The organism is Variovorax sp. OV700, assembly GCF_900099805.1.
In the GTDB taxonomy this organism is placed as follows: domain Bacteria; phylum Pseudomonadota; class Gammaproteobacteria; order Burkholderiales; family Burkholderiaceae_C; genus Variovorax.
In genome coordinates this window covers 49,352-65,937 of the sequence record NZ_FNDR01000010.1, presented here as the reverse complement: position 1 = coordinate 65,937, position 16,586 = coordinate 49,352, and the positions used below count along the sequence as shown (strand labels likewise).

The following is a 16,586-nucleotide window of genomic DNA, read 5'->3' as shown; positions in this document are numbered from 1 at the left end:
TTTCGCGCGGGTTCAGCGAGCGATGCCGGCCCGGCGCGCCTCGAAGGCGGCGATCTCTTCGTCGCCGTAGCCGACCTCCCTCAACAGCTCGCCGGTGTGCTCGCCGATGCGGGGCGGCTGCATGCGCATGCCGGGGCGCTCGCCACCCAGCGTGAACGGCATCAGCGGTACCTTGGCCATGTGGCCGTCGTTCATGCGCACCGGCGCGAGCCCGCCGGTGGCGTTGAGGTGCGGGTCGTCGAACAGTTCCTGCGGCCTGGTGATGGGCGCGAAGGGCAGCTCGTTCTGCTCGAACACCGCACTGAGCTCGGCCGCGCTGCGGTCGGCCAGGTGCGAGCGCAGGATCGGCATCATCCAGTCGCGCGCGAGCACCCGGTCGTTGTTGGTCTTCAGTCTGGGGTCGGCCAACATCTCTTCCAGGCCGAAGGCCTTGCAGAAAATGGTCCACTGCTTGTCGCTCACCGCGGCGAGGAAGATCTGCTCGCCGTCCTTCACGGTGAATACGTCGTACACCGCCCAGGCCGAAATGCGGCTGGGCATCGGGTCGGCCGCCTTGCCCGTGGCGGCGAACTGCATCATGTGCTGCGCAACCAGGAACACGTTGTTCTCGAACAGCGCGGACTGCACCTCGCAGCCCTTGCCGGTGAGCTCGCGCTGGCGCAGCGCGGCCATCGCGCCGATGGCGCCGAACATTCCACCCATGATGTCGTTCACGCTGGTGCCCGCGCGCAGCGGGTCGCCAGCACGGCCCGTCATGTAGGCCAGGCCGCCCATCATCTGCACCACCTCGTCAAGGGCCGTGCGGTGGTCGTAGGGGCCAGGCAAAAAGCCCTTGTGGCTCACATAGATGAGGCGCGGGTGGAGATCGCGCAGCGTTTCATAGTCGAGCCCCAGCTTCTTCATGGTGCCGGGCTTGAAGTTCTCGCTGACGATGTCGGCGGTGGCGACGAGGCGCAGCGCGGCCTCCACGCCTTCGGGCGATTTGAGGTCGAGCGCAATGCTCTTCTTGTTGCGGTTGAATGTGGGAAAGAAACCCGCGCCCGAGCCGAGCAGGCGGCGCGTGCTGTCGCCCTCGATGGGCTCGACCTTGATCACTTCGGCACCGAGGTCGGCCAGCAGCAGGCCGCAGGTCGGGCCCATGACCATGTGGGTGAACTCGACGACGCGAATGCCGGCATACGGCAGAGGATTTGGCAAAGCTTGGGATTCAGCCATGTGCAATGGTTTCCTGTTGGACAAAGCCCTTGGGCAGGCCGGCTTCGGGCGTCATGCCATAGACCGGTTCGCCGGGGAGGCCAGCCATGAGCGGCGCGCGCGCCGCGATGAGTTTCTGGATGTCGATGCCGGTTCGCACGCCCATGGCCTCGAACATGAAGACGAGGTCTTCGGTCACCGCATTGCCCGAAGCGCCCGGTGCGTAGGGGCAGCCGCCGAGACCGCCGAGCGAGGCGTCGAAGGTGCGTACGCCCTCGTCCCAGGCGGCAAGGCAGTTGGCAATGCCGAGGCCGCGCGTGTTGTGCATGTGGGCGGCGCCCGCGTGCTGGCCGAGTTCGGCGCGCAATCGCTTGAAGAGCCGGCGCACCTGCGCGGGGTTGGCATAGCCCACGGTGTCGGACAGGCCCGACTCGTCAGCCCCGGCCTCGATGCATTGCGCGGCCAGGCGGATCACGTCGTCTTCGGGCACCAGCCCCTGCAGCGTGCAGCCGAAGGCGGTGGAGATGCCGGCCTCGAGCTTCACCCGCGGCGCGATGGTGCGGCGCAGATCCGAGATGGCGCGCACCTCCTCCACCATCTCGGTCGGCGTCTTGCGCACGTTGGCGAGCGAATGCGCCACGCTGGCCGACACCGGCATCGTGAGCTTGTGCACGCCGGCTTCGAGCGCCGCTTCTGCGCCCTTGCGATTGGGCACCAGTGCCATCACCACAAGGCCGGGCAGCGTGACGGCGTGGCGCACCACCTCGGCGGCGTCGGCCATCTGCGGCAGCAGCTTCGCGGGCACGAAGGATGCGACTTCGATTTCGCGCACACCGGCAGCGTAGAGCGCGTCGATCCAGCGCAGCTTGTCGGCCGTGGGCATGGTGGCCTTGACCGACTGCAGGCCGTCGCGCGGGCCGACCTCGCTGATGAGGACGTCGGGGGGTGTCATCGGATCTGTCTCCTTATGGGGGATCGCCTGAGGAATCTCTTGACTGTTCTATCTTGCAGAACTATATTCTGTTAAACAGAATTAAACCGTCGATCCACGAGGCTGTCAAGCCGACCCCTTTCCCATGCCGCGCAAAGCCCAAGCTGAATCCGTGTCCGACCTCAACGCCGCCCCCGGCGGCGCCGCCGCGGTCGACCGCGCGCTGAGCCTGCTCTCGGCTTTCCAGCCCGGCGACGAGGCGCTGTCGCTGGCGCAGTTTGCGGAGCGCACGCAGCTCTACAAGAGCACGGTGCTGCGCCTTTTGGCATCGCTCGAACATGCGCGGCTGATCCGTCGGCAGGAGGATGGCCGCTACGCGCTGGGCGCCGAGGTCGCGCGCCTGCATGGCCTGTATGCGGCGTCGCTTTCGCTCGACCGCGTCGTGCTGCCGATGCTGCGCGCGCTGGCCGCCGCTACCGGCGAGAGCGCGGCATACCACGTGCGGCAGGACCAGGGCGAAAGCTGGGTGCGGCTGTGCCAGTTCCGCGTCGATTCGTCGCACGTCGTGCGCGACCATGTGTGCGCGGGCGACGTGCTGTCTAACGACCGGGGTGCCGGGGCGCGGGTGCTGATCGCCTTCGGGCCGGAGGCCGAGCGGCCGAGCGGCGGCAGGGAACGCAAGCTGTACGACACCATTCGCGCCCAGGGCTACTGCGCGCTGGTGGGCGACCGCACGGCCGAGCTGGCGGGCATTTCGGCGCCGGTGTTCCATGCCGACGGACAGTTGGCCGCGGCGCTCACGCTGACCATGCCGGCCCACCGCTACGACGAGCGCCACATCGAACCGGTGTGCGCCGCGGCGCGCGAACTCAGCGCAATGATCTGACACCGGGATGCATGCAGGCTTCCGCAATTACCTTCATTTTTGTCACTGATAAATCCCGGTTTCGGCTCTTACTCACCGACAAAGTATCGAATAAAGTCAACGCATGGACCATCCCGGGGCAGTTCTCTTTGACGCATACGGCACCTTGTTCGACGTGTACAGCGTCGGGCAGACGGCCGAGCGGCTGTTCGCCGGCCAGGGCCAGGCGCTGGCCGCGGGCTGGCGCGACAAGCAGATCGAATACACCCGCCTGGTGACCACCAGCGACGACGGCGCGCACTACCAGCCCTTTGGCGAACTCACGCGCGCCGCACTGCGCTACACCTGCAAGCGGCTCGGCCTCGCCCTGACGGAGACCGCCGAGCAGCAACTGATGGACCAGTACCGCACGCTCACGGCTTTTCCCGAATGCCGCGACGTGCTGAAGTTACTCAAGAGCCGCGGCGTCGTCACCGGCATTCTCTCGAACGGCGACCCCGGCATGCTCGACGCCGCCGTTCGCAGCGCCGGCCTCGACGGCCTGCTCGACCACGTGTTGAGCGTGGACGGCATCCGCAAGTACAAGACACACCCCGAGGCCTACCGGCTCGGCGTCACGGCCACCGGCCTGCAACCGAACCAGATCGCCTTCGTGAGCTGCAACGGCTGGGACGCGCTCGGCGCCACCTGGTACGGATTTCGCACGCTCTGGGTCAACCGCTACCAGCTTCCTTTCGAAGAACTCGGCACTGAGCCCGAACGCATCGGCAGCAGCCTGCGCGACGTGCTCGGGTTCTTCTGACAGACACCGCCTCACATCTCATCCAGCATTCGCATTGCACCGTTCTCCAGGAGAAAAAACATGACCGCCCGCACCACTGCCCACCGACTCCAGATTGCGACCGAGCTCCATCGCTTCATCGAAGACAAGGTCCTGCCTGCCAGCGGCGTGGCGAGCGACACCTTCTGGAAGGGCTTCGACGCCATCGTTCACGACCTCGCGCCGAAGAACGTCGCGCTGCTGGCCGAGCGCGATCGCCTGCAGACCGAGATCGACGCCTGGCACAAGAAGAACCCCGGCCCCATCAACGACATGCCGGCTTACCGCGCATTCCTCGAGAAGATCGGCTACCTGCTGCCGCAGCCCAAGGGCGCGAAGGCCACCACGGCCAACGTCGATTCCGAGCTTGCATTGCAAGCCGGCCCGCAGCTGGTGGTGCCCATCCTCAATGCCCGCTACGCGCTCAACGCCGCCAACGCGCGCTGGGGTTCGCTGTACGACGCGCTCTATGGCACCGACGCCATTCCCGAGACCGATGGCGCCGAAAAGGGCAAGGGCTACAACCCCGTGCGCGGGGCCAAGGTCATCGAGTTTGCGCGCAACGTGCTCGACCAGGCCGCGCCGCTCGAAAACGGCTCGCACAAGATGGCGACCGGCTACAGCGTGAAGGATGGCCAGCTGCACATCGCGCTGCAAAGCAGCAGCACCATGCTGCGCGATCCAGCCGCCTTCGTCGGCTACCAGGGCGATGCGGCATCGCCGTCGTCGGTGCTGCTGAAGCACAACGGCATTCACCTGGACATCCGCATCGACCGCGGCACGCCCATCGGCAAGGGCGATGCGGCCGGCATAAGCGACGTCGTGCTCGAATCCGCGCTCTCGACCATTCTCGACCTCGAAGACTCGGTGGCCGTGGTCGATGCGGCCGACAAGGTCATCGCGTATGCGAACTGGCTCGGCATCGTGCAGGGCACGCTCACCGAAGAAGTCGCCAAGGGCGGCAAGACCTTCACGCGCGGCCTCAACCCCGACCGCGAATACACCGGCGCCGACGGCCAGCCCGTGAAGCTGCACGGCCGCTCGCTCATGTTCCTGCGCAACGTGGGCCACCTGATGACCAACCCGGCCGTGCTGTATGCGGACGGCAAGGAAATTCCCGAAGGCATTCTCGATGCCGTGGTGACCACCACCATCGCGATGATCGACCTGAAGCGCAAGGGCAACTCGCGCACCGGCAGCATCTACATCGTCAAGCCCAAGATGCACGGCCCGGCCGAAGTGGCCTTTGCCAGCGAGCTGTTCGGCCGCGTCGAGCAGCTGCTCGGCCTCGCCGCCAACACCGTGAAGCTCGGCATCATGGACGAGGAGCGCCGCACCAGCGTCAACCTCAAGGCCTGCATTGCCGAGGCCGCCGCGCGCGTGGCCTTCATCAACACCGGCTTCCTCGACCGCACCGGCGACGAGATGCACACCGCCATGCAGGGCGGCCCGATGATCCGCAAGGGCGACATGAAGTCGAGCGCGTGGATCGGCGCCTACGAAAAGAACAACGTGCTGGTCGGCCTCTCGTGCGGCCTGCGCGGCAAGGCCCAGATCGGCAAGGGCATGTGGGCCATGCCCGACCTGATGGCCGCCATGCTCGAGCAGAAGATCGGCCACCCCAAGGCGGGCGCCAACACCGCCTGGGTGCCTTCGCCCACCGCCGCCACGCTGCATGCGCTGCACTACCACCAGGTGAGCGTCACGGCCGTCCAGCAAGAGCTCGAAAAGATCGACGCCGATGCCGAGCGCGACAACATCCTGAACGCGCTGCTGCAGGTGCCCATCGCACCGCAAGCCAACTGGACCGACGCCGAGAAGCAGCAGGAGATCGACAACAACGTGCAGGGCATCCTCGGCTACGTGGTGCGCTGGATCGACCAGGGCGTGGGCTGCTCCAAGGTGCCCGACATCCACAACGTGGGCCTGATGGAAGACCGCGCCACGCTGCGCATCTCGAGCCAGCACATCGCCAACTGGCTGCTGCACGGCGTGGTGACCAAGGCGCAGGTCGACGAGACCTTCCAGCGCATGGCCAAGGTGGTCGACGAACAGAACGCGGGCGACCCGGTCTACCAGCCGATGGCCGGCCACTTCGACACATCAGCCGCGTACAAGGCGGCGCAAGACCTGGTGTTCAAGGGCATCGAGCAGCCGAGCGGCTACACCGAGCCGCTGCTGCATGCATGGCGCTTGAAGGTCAAGGGCGAAGCCTGACCGGCAACCTCGGCACCCCGCCGCGCCGGTCTGTTTCGGCGGCCGCGATGCTCGTGGCACTGGCTTCGGCCTTTGCCCTGAGCCAGGCCTTCCGCACCGTCGGCGCCATGATGGCCACGCCGCTCAGCGGCCAGTTCGGCCTGACGCCGCAGCAGCTCGGAACCTGGGCGGGCACCTTTCATTTCACGTTCGGCATCATGCAGCTCGCGATGGGCGTGTCGATCGACCTGTTCGGCGTGCGCCGCACAGTGCTGACCGCCTTTCCGCTGGCCGTCGCCGGTGCTGCGCTGTGCGCAGCGGCGCCGACCTTCGGCGCCCTGCTGCTGGGACAGGCGCTGATCGGCGTCGGCTGCGCACCCGCTTTCCTTGCCTGCACTGTGTTCATCGCGCGGCATTTCGATGCCTCGCGCTTCACCGCGATGTCGGGGCTGGTGTTGAGCCTGGCCGGCCTGGGCATCCTGTTCACCGGCACGCCGCTGGCGCTGCTGATCGAAGCCGCCTCATGGCGCGCCGGCTACGCGGTGCTGGCTGGCTTCGCCGTGCTCTCTTGGCTCGTGATCTTCTGGCGCGTGCGCGAACCGGCGCGCACGGCGGAGGCCGCGGACCCGAAGGCTGCTCCGGCCGAACGCCAGTCGCTGCGCAAGGCCGTGCGCGAACTGCTGCCGCTGTTCGCGATGCCTCATACGCTGGGGCTGCTGTGCTTCGCCTGCGTGTCGTATGCGGCCTTCATCACGCTGCGCGGCCTGTGGCTTGGGCCGGTGCTGCACGAGCGCCATGGTCTGTCGCTCGTCGCCAGCGGCAACGTGGCGCTGGTGATGACCATCACCGGCATGATCAGCCCCGCGCTGTTCGGCCGCTTGGACCCCGGCGCCGCGCGGCGCGCACACTGGATGATGGCCTGCGCCGCCACCGGCGCACTGATGTTCGGCGCGATGGCGCTCACGCATTCGCGCGCAGTGGACATCGGCCTGCCCATCGTTTATGGCCTTCTTTCCGGCTACGGCGTGCTGCAGTATGCGTACGCCAGGAGCGCCTACCCGGCAGCCATGACCGGACGCGCCATGGCACTGCTCAACATGGCGATGTTCCTCGGCGTCTCGCTGATGCAGTGGACGACCGGCGTGGCCGCGTCGTGGGCGGTGGCGAACGGCGTCGAGACCTACCGCGCGGTGTTCCTCACGATCGCCGGCATGCTGGCGGCGGGAACCCTCGCGTTCCGGTTGATGCCGCGCTCATCGGATGCGGGCTCGCTGTCGACCGTCAACAAGCGCTAGAGTCGCCGAGCTAGCGCTGACCACGGCCTCCTTGCGCTTCGCAGCCTCCTGATGCCCAGCCTTGCGCCGCAGCCGGTTGGGCAGCAGGATGCCGGTTGCCGGATGCACGAACAGTTCGACATGCGCGGCCTCGCGCAACGGCCCTCCACCAAGATTCGCTGACCCACACTTCGCCGTCCCGCAGCACCGCCTGGCGTTCGACGAAATCGTCGATGTGCTGGAAGATGTGCGCCTGCACCGTGCTGCGGCGGTCAATGCCGCTGCACAGCTCCGCATACACCTTGTCCCACGGCCGGTGCACCTGCTTGTGCAGCCAGCGCTTCAGCGGCGCGAGGTTTTCATTGAGCCCCTTCGGATAGGCATAGCCCTGCGCCATGCCCAGGTACGAACCACGCTCCCTGCTGTTGCGCCACTTGCGCCCGTCGCCCTGCACACCGCCGCCGCGGCGTGGCCGCTCGACGATGACCTTGTCCATGTCTTCACGCATCGCCGCCCCTCCCCTGCAGGCTGCGCGCAGCCTTTTGCAGCGCCACTTTTTGCGCGCGCCGCTCCGCCCGGTGCGTGCGCAGATGGCGGCCTGCGCCCTGGCTGGATTCGCGGTGCGCCATCGCGGCCACCACGGGATTGCGCGGTGCCGGAGTCGGCACCGAAAAGTAAAACCGGCCCAGGCGCTTCTGATCGTCGCGGGCCTTTCGTTGAGCACTCATGTTGCGCGCACTCCAAAAACAAAAAAAGCCCCGGCGAATGGCTGCGCGGGGCCTTTGTCGATGGGCCTCGGCGGATGCATGGATGCACATCCGGCCGGGGCGGTCGGTGTGCGGGTCAGGTGTTCAGAAAACGGTTCATTGAATGGAGTTGCCGCCCGGGAGGTTGATCGTCGCCAGGCGCGGATGAAAAAACTGTTGCTGAAAAACGAAGGGCGGATTCTGGCGAGCACGCGCGCGGTGCGCAAGCGGCGCGTGAGTCGCTGTGGCGCAAAGCCGACGCGGCTTGAAGGGCGAATCCAATCGCGCATCCGCGCCGTATGGGCAGGGAGCGCGTCGCGCTTCCGAACTGCAGGCGGTCGCCGCAGAGGTCTTTCAAGAACATTTTTTACCAGGAGCCTTTCAATGAAAAAACTCGTGATTGCCATCGGCGTTTCGGTTGTGCTCGGCGCTTGCGCGGGCAGCATGGGCATGAGCGGCAGCAACGCCACGGCGTCCAATCCCATGGTGGGCGGCGCGGCGATGCTCCCGACGAAGGACATCGTCGACAACGCCGTGAATTCGAAGGACCACACCACGCTGGTCGCCGCGGTGAAGGCCGCGGACCTGGTGGGCACGCTGAAGAGCCCCGGCCCCTTCACCGTGTTCGCGCCGACGAACGCGGCCTTTTCCGCGTTGCCGGCCGGCACGGTCGACACCTTGCTCAAGCCCGAGAACAAGCCCACGCTCACCAAGGTGCTGACCTACCACGTGGTGCCCGGCAAGATGGACGGCGCCGCGCTCATGAGCGCCATCAAGGCGGGCGGCGGCAAGGCCACGCTGAAGACCGCGAGCGGCGGCACGCTCACTGCCACGATGAGCGGCAGCAACGTGATGGTGAGCGATGCCAAGGGTGGGCTGGCGACGGTGACCATTGCCAACGTCTACCAGTCGAACGGCGTGATCCACGTGGTCGACAAGGTGCTGCTGCCGGGCTGATCCCCTCTCCGCTCGGCGTCGCGGCGGTCTCGTCAGCTTCGCCGGGCCGCCTCGGCTTCGTCGCGCAGCCACTGCGCGAACTCCTGCGCGTCGCGGTTGCCCGCGGCGCGCCTCGATGTTTCGATGAAGTAGCCGCGGTGCGAGGCCACGCCCTCGCCGAGCGGCGCCACGAGCCTGCCCGCCTGCACCAGTTCGCGCAGCAGCGGCAGCCGGCCGATCACCACCCCTTGCCCCGCCACCGCTGCGGCCACCGCATCGGCGTACTGGGTGAAGCGCAGCGTGCTCTTCATGCGCAGGTCGTCCAGCCCCATCACCCGGAGCCAGGGCTCCCAGTCGACGGTGGGAGCCTCGCCGTGGTCGGGGTATTCCACGGTCAGCAAGGTGAGCTTCGAAAAATCTGCCGGCTCGCGCAGCGAGGCGGCGAGTTGCGGCGAACACAGCGGGATCACCGACTCCTCGAACAGCGCCGGACCGATGCCACGGCCGATCGGCACGAAACGCACCGCCAGGTCGATGCGGCTGCTCTCCAGGTCGAGCACGTCGAGCGTGGCCGACACCCGCACGTCGACTTGCGGGTGGCTGACGGTGAAGCGTGCCAGCCTCGGAATGAGCCAGAGCGATGCGAAGCCCGGCGTGCTGGTAATCGCCACCTGCCGCGGCGCGGAGCTCGCGCGCACCCGCGCCGTGGCATCGCGCAGGCGTTCAAGGCTGTCGGTCACTGCCCGCTGCATGACGCCGCCGGCCTCGGTGAGCGCGAGCGCGCGGTGGCGCCGCTCGAACAGCAGCACGCCCAGGCTGGCTTCGAGCTGCTGGATCTGCCGGCTCACGGCCGACTGGGTGAGGTGCAGCTCGCCGGCCGCCAGCGTGAAGCTCAGCCGGCGCGCCGCGGCCTCGAAACTGCGCAGCAGATCGAGCGGCGGAAGTTCGCCGGCTGAGGCTTTCGCATTCTCTGAATGCATGCAACGAGTTCCGAATGACCGCGTGTAAGAGAGAGGTCAACTCACTATATTCATTCGTATCACGAATGCAATGGAGCTTGCCATGAGCACCCACCTGAATCCTTCTTCCCGTTTCCACGTCAGCCTGCCGATCCGTTCCATCTTCACCGTGCCCGACGGCGCGGGCGTGGGCATCGAATGCCGCAGCGGCTCGGTCTGGGTCACGCTCGACCGAGACCCGCGCGACATCGTGCTGGCGCCGGGCGAACGCTTCGAGGGCACCGAACACCGGCGCGTGCTGATCTCCGCACTGGAGGCTTCGTGCATCACCGTGTCGGATGCGCAGCCGGCGGGCATGCCGCTGCCTGCGGCTGCACGCCGCGCGTCGCCTTGGCGACTGCGGCCTCTCGGGTTGTCCCCGGCTTGACCTGAAGACCCCCGGCATCGAACCTCGATGCCATGGACTTTCCACGCACCGAACGCCGCCGCCCCGACGGGCGGCTTTTTTGCGTTGGGAGCGCGGTTCCCGATGTTTTCTTATCGAGAAGGACATGACCATGGCAGAGGCATACATCGTGGCCGCGGCGCGCACCGCCGGCGGCCGGCGCGGCGGCAAGCTCGCGGGCTGGCATCCGGCCGACCTGGCGGCGCAGGTGATCGACGCATTGGTGGCAAAGAGCGGCATCGACCCGGCGGCAGTGGAGGACGTGATCCTCGGCTGCGTGAGCCAGGTGGGCGAGCAGGCGACCAACGTTGCGCGCAACGCGGTGCTGGCGTCGAGGCTGCCTGAATCGGTGCCGGGCACTTCGGTCGACCGGCAGTGCGGCTCGTCGCAGCAGGCGCTGCACTTCGCAGCACAGGCCGTGATGTCGGGCAGCATGGACGCGGTGATTGCGGGCGGTGTCGAAAGCATGACGCGCGTGCCGATGTTCACGCCCAACGCGCTGCCGGCCAAGGCGGGCCTCGGCACCTATATGAGCCCGGGCATGAAGAGGCGCTACCCGGGCGTGGAGTTCAGCCAGTTCGCGGGCGCCGAGATGATCGCCAGGAACTACGGCATCGAGAAGGAAGCGCTCGACCGCTATGCGCTCGAAAGCCACCGCCGCGCGATCGCCGCGAGCCGCGAGGGCGCCTTCGACGACGAGATCGTGCCGATCGAGATCCTCTCGGCCGATGGCACGGGCACCGGCGAACGGCACGCGGTGGACGAAGGCATCCGCTTCGACGCCACGCTCGAAGGCATCGCTGGCGTCAAGCTGATTGCCGAGGGCGGACGCTGCACCGCGGCCACCGCGAGCCAGATCTGCGACGGCGCGAGCGGCGTGCTGGTGGTGAACGAACGCGGCCTCAAGGCGCTGGGCGTGAAGCCGCTCGCGCGCATCCACCACATGAGCGTGATGGGGCACGACCCGGTGATCATGCTGGAAGCACCGCTGCCCGCCACGCTGCATGCGTTGAAAAAGGCCGGCATGCGCATCCAGGACATCGACCTCTATGAAGTGAACGAAGCCTTCGCGCCGGTGCCGATTGCGTGGCTGGAGGCACTGGAAGCCGATCCGGCGCGGCTCAACGTGAACGGCGGCGCCATTGCGCTCGGCCATCCGCTGGGCGCCTCGGGCACCAAGCTCATGACCACGCTGATCCATGCACTGGGCCGGCGCGGCAAGCGCTACGGCCTGCAGACGATGTGCGAAGGCGGTGGCATGGCCAACGTCACCATCGTGGAAAGGCTCTGATGAACACGCAGCCTTATGTGCTCTACGAGCTGGCCGACGGCATCGCCACGCTCACGCTGAACCTGCCGGCCAAGCTGAACCCGATCGCGCGCGAACTGCAGATCGAACTGCGCGACACGCTGGAGCGCATCCGCGATGACCGCGCAGTGCGCGCCGTGATCCTGACCGGTGCCGGCAAGGCCTTTTGCGTGGGCGCCGACCTGAGCGCGATGGCGCCCGGCAATGAAAGCAAGTCGCTCGGCACGCAGACGGCAGAGTGGATGCAGTCGCTCAGCAATCCGCTGATCGAAACCCTGCGCACGCTGCCCGTGCCGGTGGTGGCCGCGGTCAATGGCGCCGCGGCCGGGGCGGGCGTCGGACTGGCTCTCGCGGCGGACGTGACGATTGCCGCGCGCAGCGCCTACTTCTACCTGCCCTTTTTGCCCAAGCTCGGCATCGTGCCGGACCTTGGCTGCACCTGGGCCATTCCGCGCCGCGCGGGCAAGGCGCGCGCGATGGGCATGGCGCTGCTCGATGAACGCCTGAGCGCCGCGCGCGCGGTGCAGTGGGGCCTGATCTGGGCCTGCGCCGACGACGAACAGCTGCTCGACGAAGCACGCGCGATTGCAGGGCGGCTCGCGCGCCTGCCGGCGCATGCGGTGCTGGAGGCGCGCGAAGCCTTCGAGGCGTCCGAACGGCACACGCTGAAGGAACAGCTGCATTACGAAAGCGAACGCCAGCGCGAGCTGATCGACCGCCCCACCTTCCGCGAAGGCGTGAGCGCCTTTCTGCACAAGCGCCCTCCAACGTTTCCGGGGCGCTGAGGCCATGATCGAACGCACGCTCTTTAGCGCCGACCACGAGGCCTTTCGCGACAGCTTCCGCCGCTTCATGGACAAGGAGATCGCGCCCTTCCACGAAGCGTGGGAAGAACAGGGCTACGTGGACCGCGCCGTATGGTCGAAGGCCGGCGAGAACGGCTTTCTCTGCATGGCGCTGCCCGAGGAATATGGCGGCGCGGGCGCCGACCTGCTTTATTCGGTGATCCAGTTCGAGGAGCTTTGGGCGCGCGGCTTCACAGGCATCGGCTTCGGGCTGCACAGCGAGATCGTGGCACCGTACATCCTGCGCTATGGCACCGAGGCACAGAAGCAGCGCTACCTGCCCAAGCTCGCGAGCGGCGAGATGGTCGGCGCCATCGCGATGAGCGAGCCCGGTGCGGGCAGCGATCTGCAGGCGGTGAAGACCAGCGCGCTGAAGCAGGCCGACGGGAGCTACCTGCTCAACGGCAGCAAGACCTTCATCACCAACGGCTGGCATGCCGACCTGGTGATCGTGGTGGCCAAGACCGACCCGGCCGCCGGTGCGAAAGGCACCAGCCTGTTCCTGGTCGAGCGCGGCACGCCGGGCTTCGAAAAAGGCAAGCGGCTCAAGAAGCTGGGGCTGAAGGCGCAGGACACCTCCGAGCTGTTCTTCAACGACGTGCATCTGCCGGCCGATGCGCTGCTCGGCGACGCCGCGCAGCTGAACCGCGGCTTCGTCTGCCTGATGGAGCAGCTGCCGTGGGAGCGGCTGCAGATTGCAATCAGCGCGGTGGCCGCATCGCAGGCCGCCATCGACCAGACCGTGGCCTATGTGAAGGACCGCAAGGTGTTCGGCCAGCCTGTCGGCAATTACCAGAACACGCGCTACACGCTGGCCGAGCTGCAAACCGAGGTGCAGGTGGCGCAAGTGTTCGTCGACAAGTGCATCGAGCTGTTGATGGCCGAAAAGCTCGATACCGCCACTGCCAGCATGGCCAAGTACTGGACCACCGACCTGCAGTGCAAGGTGATGGACGAGTGCGTGCAGCTGCACGGTGGCTACGGCTTCATGTGGGAATACCCGATCACGCGCGCGTATGCCGATGCGCGGGTGCAGCGCATCTATGGCGGCACCAACGAGATCATGAAGGAAGTGATCACGCGCGCGATGGGGCTTGGCGGGCGCTGAAACCGAGGGGCACTGGCGCCCGGCGAAGGGCTGCGGGAGAATGGTCGCATGCCCATCCTCAACGCCTTCTACGCCCAGTCGGGCGGCGTCACCTCGGTCATCAATGCGTCGGCCTGCGGCGTGATCGAGACGGCACGAAAACATCCGGACCGCATCGGCCAGCTCTATGCCGGGCGCAACGGCATCATCGGCGCGCTCACCGAAGACCTGATCGACACCGGCGCCGAACCGGCCGAGGCCATTGCGGCGCTTCGCACCACGCCCGCAGGCGCTTTCGGCTCATGCCGCTACAAGCTCAAGTCGCTCGAAAAGAACCGGCGCGAATACGAGCGCCTCATCGAGGTGTTCAAGGCGCACGGCATCGGCTACTTCTTCTACAACGGCGGCGGCGATTCGGCCGACACCTGCTTCAAGGTGAGCCAGCTGTCGCAGTCGCTCGGCTATCCGCTGCAGGCCATCCACGTGCCCAAGACCATCGACAACGACCTGCCGCTGACCGACTGCTGCCCGGGCTTCGGCTCGGTGGCCAAGTACGTGGCGGTGTCGACGCTTGAAGCCTCGTTCGACGTGCGCTCGATGGCTGCAACGTCCACCAAGGTGTTCGTGCTCGAGGTGATGGGGCGGCATGCGGGCTGGATTGCCGCGGCGGGCGGGCTGGCGGCGGACCACGGCATTCCGGTGGTGGTGCTGTTCCCCGAAATCGAGTTCGACAAGGCGCGCTTTATCTCGCGCGTGGATGAGCTGGTGAAGCAGCACGGCTACTGCTCGGTGGTGGTGTCCGAAGGCTGCCATTACCCCGACGGCACCTTCCTGGCCGAGCAGGGCACGCGCGACGCGTTCGGCCATGCGCAGCTCGGCGGCGCCGCGCCGGTGGTAGCGCAGATGGTCAAGGACGCGCTGGGCCACAAGTTCCACTGGGCCGTGGCCGACTACTTGCAGCGCGCGGCGCGGCACATCGCCTCGGCCACCGACGTGAAGCAGGCCTACGAACTGGGCCAGCGCGCAGTCGAGCTCGCGCTGGAAGGCCGCAACGCGGTGATGCCGACCATCGAACGCACCTCCGATTCACCCTACGCCTACCGCATCGGCAGCGCGCCGCTCGACGCGGTGGCCAACGTCGAGAAGCCGATGCCGCGCGACTTCATCTCGGACGACGGCTGGGGCATCACCGACAAGTGCAGGCTCTACCTGCTTCCGCTGATCGAGGGCGAGGATTACCCCGCCTACCGCAACGGGCTGCCGGTGTACGCAACCTTGCAAAACGTCGCCGTGGCGAAGAAGCTCCCGGCCTTCGAGCTCGCCTGATGCGCACGATAGACGCCCTGGACACCATCGACGCCACGCGCTGTCCGCTGTGCGGGGAAGAGAACCGCTGCGCGATGGAACTCGCGCGCGAAACCGGCCAGGCACAACCGCCCTGCTGGTGCATGGCGACCGACTTCCGCAACGCGCCGCTCGCATCGCTGCCGGAAGCATCGCGCGGCAAGGCCTGCATCTGCGTCCGCTGCGCCGCGGGAACGCCTGCCGCCGCGCCTCAGGACTGAGCGGTGTTCTGCTGCTGGACTTGCGCCTGTGACTGCACCGGAGTAGGCACGGCTGCCGGCGCCGGCGCCGAAACGGGAGGCTCGGGCTGCGGCGGAAGCGGTACATCCGGCGCGGCCGCGGCCGACACCGTCGTGTCGCGCTGCTGCGTGACCACGCAATGGATGAACTGGAGCTTGCCCACGGCCGCGCGCGGCAGCACGAAGGGGTAGTAGTCGGGCTGCCCCATGCTGCGCGAGAGTTCATTGAGCACGTTGGTGAGCAGCACCCAGCCGTTGAGAAAATCCAGGAACTTGTTCGCGCCGGGGTGCTCGGGCTGCCACAGGTCATCGGTGGTGAACAGGTCGCTCGCGAGCTCCACGTTGGTGGCGTCCACGCCAAAGCTCATGGCCGTGTCGGTGGTGTCGGCCATGTGCAGGTAATGGGCCCATGTCTCGGCCCAGTCTTCCCACGGATGCATGCTCGCGTAGCTGCTCACGAAGCGATTGGACCAGTCGGGTGGGGGGCCCTGTTCGTAGTGCGTCTGCAGTGCCGCGGTGTAGTCGGCGCGCTCGTCGCCGAAGAGCGCGCGAAACTCTTCGAGCCAGGGCGTGGGCTGCACCAGCAGGTCCCAGTAGTAGTGGCCGATCTCATGGCGGAAATGGCCGAGCAGCGTGCGGTAGGGCTCGCGCATCTCGGCCCGGATGCGTTCGCGCACCGCGTCCTCGGCCTCTTCGGCGTTGAGGGTGATCACGCCGTGTTCATGCCCCGTCATCACATGCGGGGCGCCCGGCATGTTGCCGAGAAAGTCGAAAGCCAGGCCGTGCACCGGATCGGCATGGCGGCTAACCACCGGCAGCCCGAGCGCCAGCAGCTGCGAGATGAGCCTGCGCTTCGCATGCTCGAGCTTGCGCCAGAGCTCGCCATTCCGTTCCACCGACAGATCGGGAATGGTTCGGGTGACGCTGCACGACAGGCAAAAGCCGGGCGCGAGGCCGTCGGTGTTGAAGGCAGGGTCGTCACCTTCGCGCGGCGCTGGCACCATCCAGTTGCAGCTGGCGGCGGTCAGGAGATTGGCGCAGCGGCGGTATCTCTTGCCGTCCGGGTTGCCGAACACGGTGAATGTGTCGGGCTCGGCACCTTGGGCTTCGCTCTCCCCTTCGCCTACGCCTTCCGTTCGGGCTTCGGCCTCGCCCTGGATCAGCGCCAGCGGCACCACACCGAGCCGGTCGATCACGTACCCGAGCGGCGTGTGGCAGGCCAGGCATTGGCTGTTGCGCAGGAACACCGGGCGCCCGCATTGGCAGCGATAGGCGCGGCTGACGGTCGGCGCCGCAAGCTCGGACGCGAGGTTGGGCGCCGCGACCGGATCGGAAGCGTCGGCTGGAGCGCCGGGTTGAAGGTTCATGTCGTTGTTCTGAGGGGCAAGGCGGGACA

Annotated in this window: 17 protein-coding genes; 11 read left to right on the top strand and 6 right to left on the bottom strand. The window is 67.2% G+C overall.

The window, feature by feature from the left end; all coding sequences use genetic code 11:
• Positions 1-12: 12 nt before the first annotated feature.
• Together BLR24_RS21885 and BLR24_RS21880 are read right to left on the bottom strand one after the other, a co-directional pair.
• A complete protein-coding gene (locus BLR24_RS21885; RefSeq protein WP_093020771.1) occupies positions 13-1,215 on the bottom strand; it encodes a CaiB/BaiF CoA transferase family protein in 1,203 nt (400 codons plus the stop codon).
• Entirely contained in the window at positions 1,208-2,146 is a 939-nt protein-coding gene (locus BLR24_RS21880) for a hydroxymethylglutaryl-CoA lyase (protein WP_093020769.1), read from the bottom strand. The genes BLR24_RS21885 and BLR24_RS21880 overlap by 8 nt, the downstream gene beginning before the upstream one ends.
• A 124-nt stretch (positions 2,147-2,270) precedes the next feature.
• On the opposite strand from BLR24_RS21880, the gene BLR24_RS21875 reads away from it, so the two are divergent.
• From BLR24_RS21875 to BLR24_RS21860, 4 genes are all read left to right on the top strand, one after another.
• Positions 2,271-3,011, top strand: coding sequence for an IclR family transcriptional regulator (locus tag BLR24_RS21875; protein WP_093020767.1), 741 nt, complete (start codon positions 2,271-2,273; stop codon positions 3,009-3,011).
• A 103-nt stretch (positions 3,012-3,114) separates the two neighbouring features.
• A complete protein-coding gene (locus tag BLR24_RS21870) occupies positions 3,115-3,792 on the top strand; it encodes a haloacid dehalogenase type II (protein ID WP_093020765.1) in 678 nt (225 codons plus the stop codon).
• 60 nt (positions 3,793-3,852) lie between these two features.
• Positions 3,853-6,027, top strand: a complete 2,175-nt coding sequence (locus BLR24_RS21865) for a malate synthase G (protein WP_093020763.1) — start codon at positions 3,853-3,855, stop codon at positions 6,025-6,027.
• Positions 6,028-6,074: 47 nt separating this feature from the next.
• Positions 6,075-7,301 carry an MFS transporter gene (locus BLR24_RS21860; protein ID WP_254787525.1) on the top strand — a complete coding sequence of 409 codons (1,227 nt, stop codon included), beginning with the start codon at positions 6,075-6,077 and terminating at the stop codon, positions 7,299-7,301.
• A 10-nt stretch (positions 7,302-7,311) separates the two neighbouring features.
• Here the strand turns inward: BLR24_RS21860 and BLR24_RS21855 are convergent, their stop codons facing one another.
• A complete protein-coding gene (locus tag BLR24_RS21855) occupies positions 7,312-7,788 on the bottom strand; it encodes a hypothetical protein (protein WP_254787497.1) in 477 nt (158 codons plus the stop codon).
• A complete protein-coding gene (locus BLR24_RS21850; RefSeq protein WP_093020759.1) occupies positions 7,781-8,008 on the bottom strand; it encodes a hypothetical protein in 228 nt (75 codons plus the stop codon). Before BLR24_RS21850 ends, BLR24_RS21855 begins: the two co-directional genes overlap by 8 nt.
• 462 nt (positions 8,009-8,470) lie before the next feature.
• Here BLR24_RS21850 and BLR24_RS21845 point away from each other — a divergent pair, with 462 nt between their 5' ends.
• A complete protein-coding gene (locus BLR24_RS21845) occupies positions 8,471-8,983 on the top strand; it encodes a fasciclin domain-containing protein (RefSeq protein WP_254787523.1) in 513 nt (170 codons plus the stop codon).
• A gap of 32 nt (positions 8,984-9,015) precedes the next feature.
• On the opposite strand, the gene BLR24_RS21840 is transcribed toward BLR24_RS21845, so the two are convergent.
• The gene (locus BLR24_RS21840; RefSeq protein WP_093020755.1) at positions 9,016-9,942 is read right to left on the bottom strand and encodes a LysR substrate-binding domain-containing protein; all 927 of its coding nucleotides are present in this window, start codon (positions 9,940-9,942) and stop codon (positions 9,016-9,018) included.
• An 82-nt stretch (positions 9,943-10,024) separates the two neighbouring features.
• Between BLR24_RS21840 and BLR24_RS21835 the strand changes: the two genes are divergently transcribed.
• The 6 genes from BLR24_RS21835 to BLR24_RS21810 all read left to right on the top strand — a co-directional run bounded on the left by BLR24_RS21835 (position 10,025) and on the right by BLR24_RS21810 (position 15,172).
• Positions 10,025-10,348, top strand: a complete 324-nt coding sequence (locus BLR24_RS21835) for a DUF2917 domain-containing protein (protein ID WP_254787495.1) — start codon at positions 10,025-10,027, stop codon at positions 10,346-10,348.
• A 130-nt stretch (positions 10,349-10,478) separates the two neighbouring features.
• Positions 10,479-11,657, top strand: a complete 1,179-nt coding sequence (locus BLR24_RS21830; RefSeq protein WP_093021058.1) for an acetyl-CoA C-acetyltransferase — start codon at positions 10,479-10,481, stop codon at positions 11,655-11,657.
• Positions 11,657-12,460 carry an enoyl-CoA hydratase-related protein gene (locus tag BLR24_RS21825; protein ID WP_093020751.1) on the top strand — a complete coding sequence of 268 codons (804 nt, stop codon included), beginning with the start codon at positions 11,657-11,659 and terminating at the stop codon, positions 12,458-12,460. The genes BLR24_RS21830 and BLR24_RS21825 overlap by 1 nt, the downstream gene beginning before the upstream one ends.
• A gap of 4 nt (positions 12,461-12,464) precedes the next feature.
• Positions 12,465-13,628 (top strand): acyl-CoA dehydrogenase family protein, encoded by a 1,164-nt coding sequence (locus BLR24_RS21820; RefSeq protein WP_093020749.1) that lies wholly within the window; start codon positions 12,465-12,467, stop codon positions 13,626-13,628.
• A 48-nt stretch (positions 13,629-13,676) separates the two neighbouring features.
• Positions 13,677-14,933 carry a 6-phosphofructokinase gene (locus BLR24_RS21815; RefSeq protein WP_093020747.1) on the top strand — a complete coding sequence of 419 codons (1,257 nt, stop codon included), beginning with the start codon at positions 13,677-13,679 and terminating at the stop codon, positions 14,931-14,933.
• The gene (locus tag BLR24_RS21810) at positions 14,933-15,172 is read left to right on the top strand and encodes a cysteine-rich CWC family protein (protein ID WP_093020745.1); all 240 of its coding nucleotides are present in this window, start codon (positions 14,933-14,935) and stop codon (positions 15,170-15,172) included. Before BLR24_RS21815 ends, BLR24_RS21810 begins: the two co-directional genes overlap by 1 nt.
• On the opposite strand, the gene BLR24_RS21805 is transcribed toward BLR24_RS21810, so the two are convergent.
• Positions 15,163-16,557 (bottom strand): zinc-binding metallopeptidase family protein, encoded by a 1,395-nt coding sequence (locus BLR24_RS21805; RefSeq protein WP_093021056.1) that lies wholly within the window; start codon positions 16,555-16,557, stop codon positions 15,163-15,165. The genes BLR24_RS21810 and BLR24_RS21805 overlap by 10 nt on opposite strands.
• Positions 16,558-16,586: the final 29 nt, after the last annotated feature.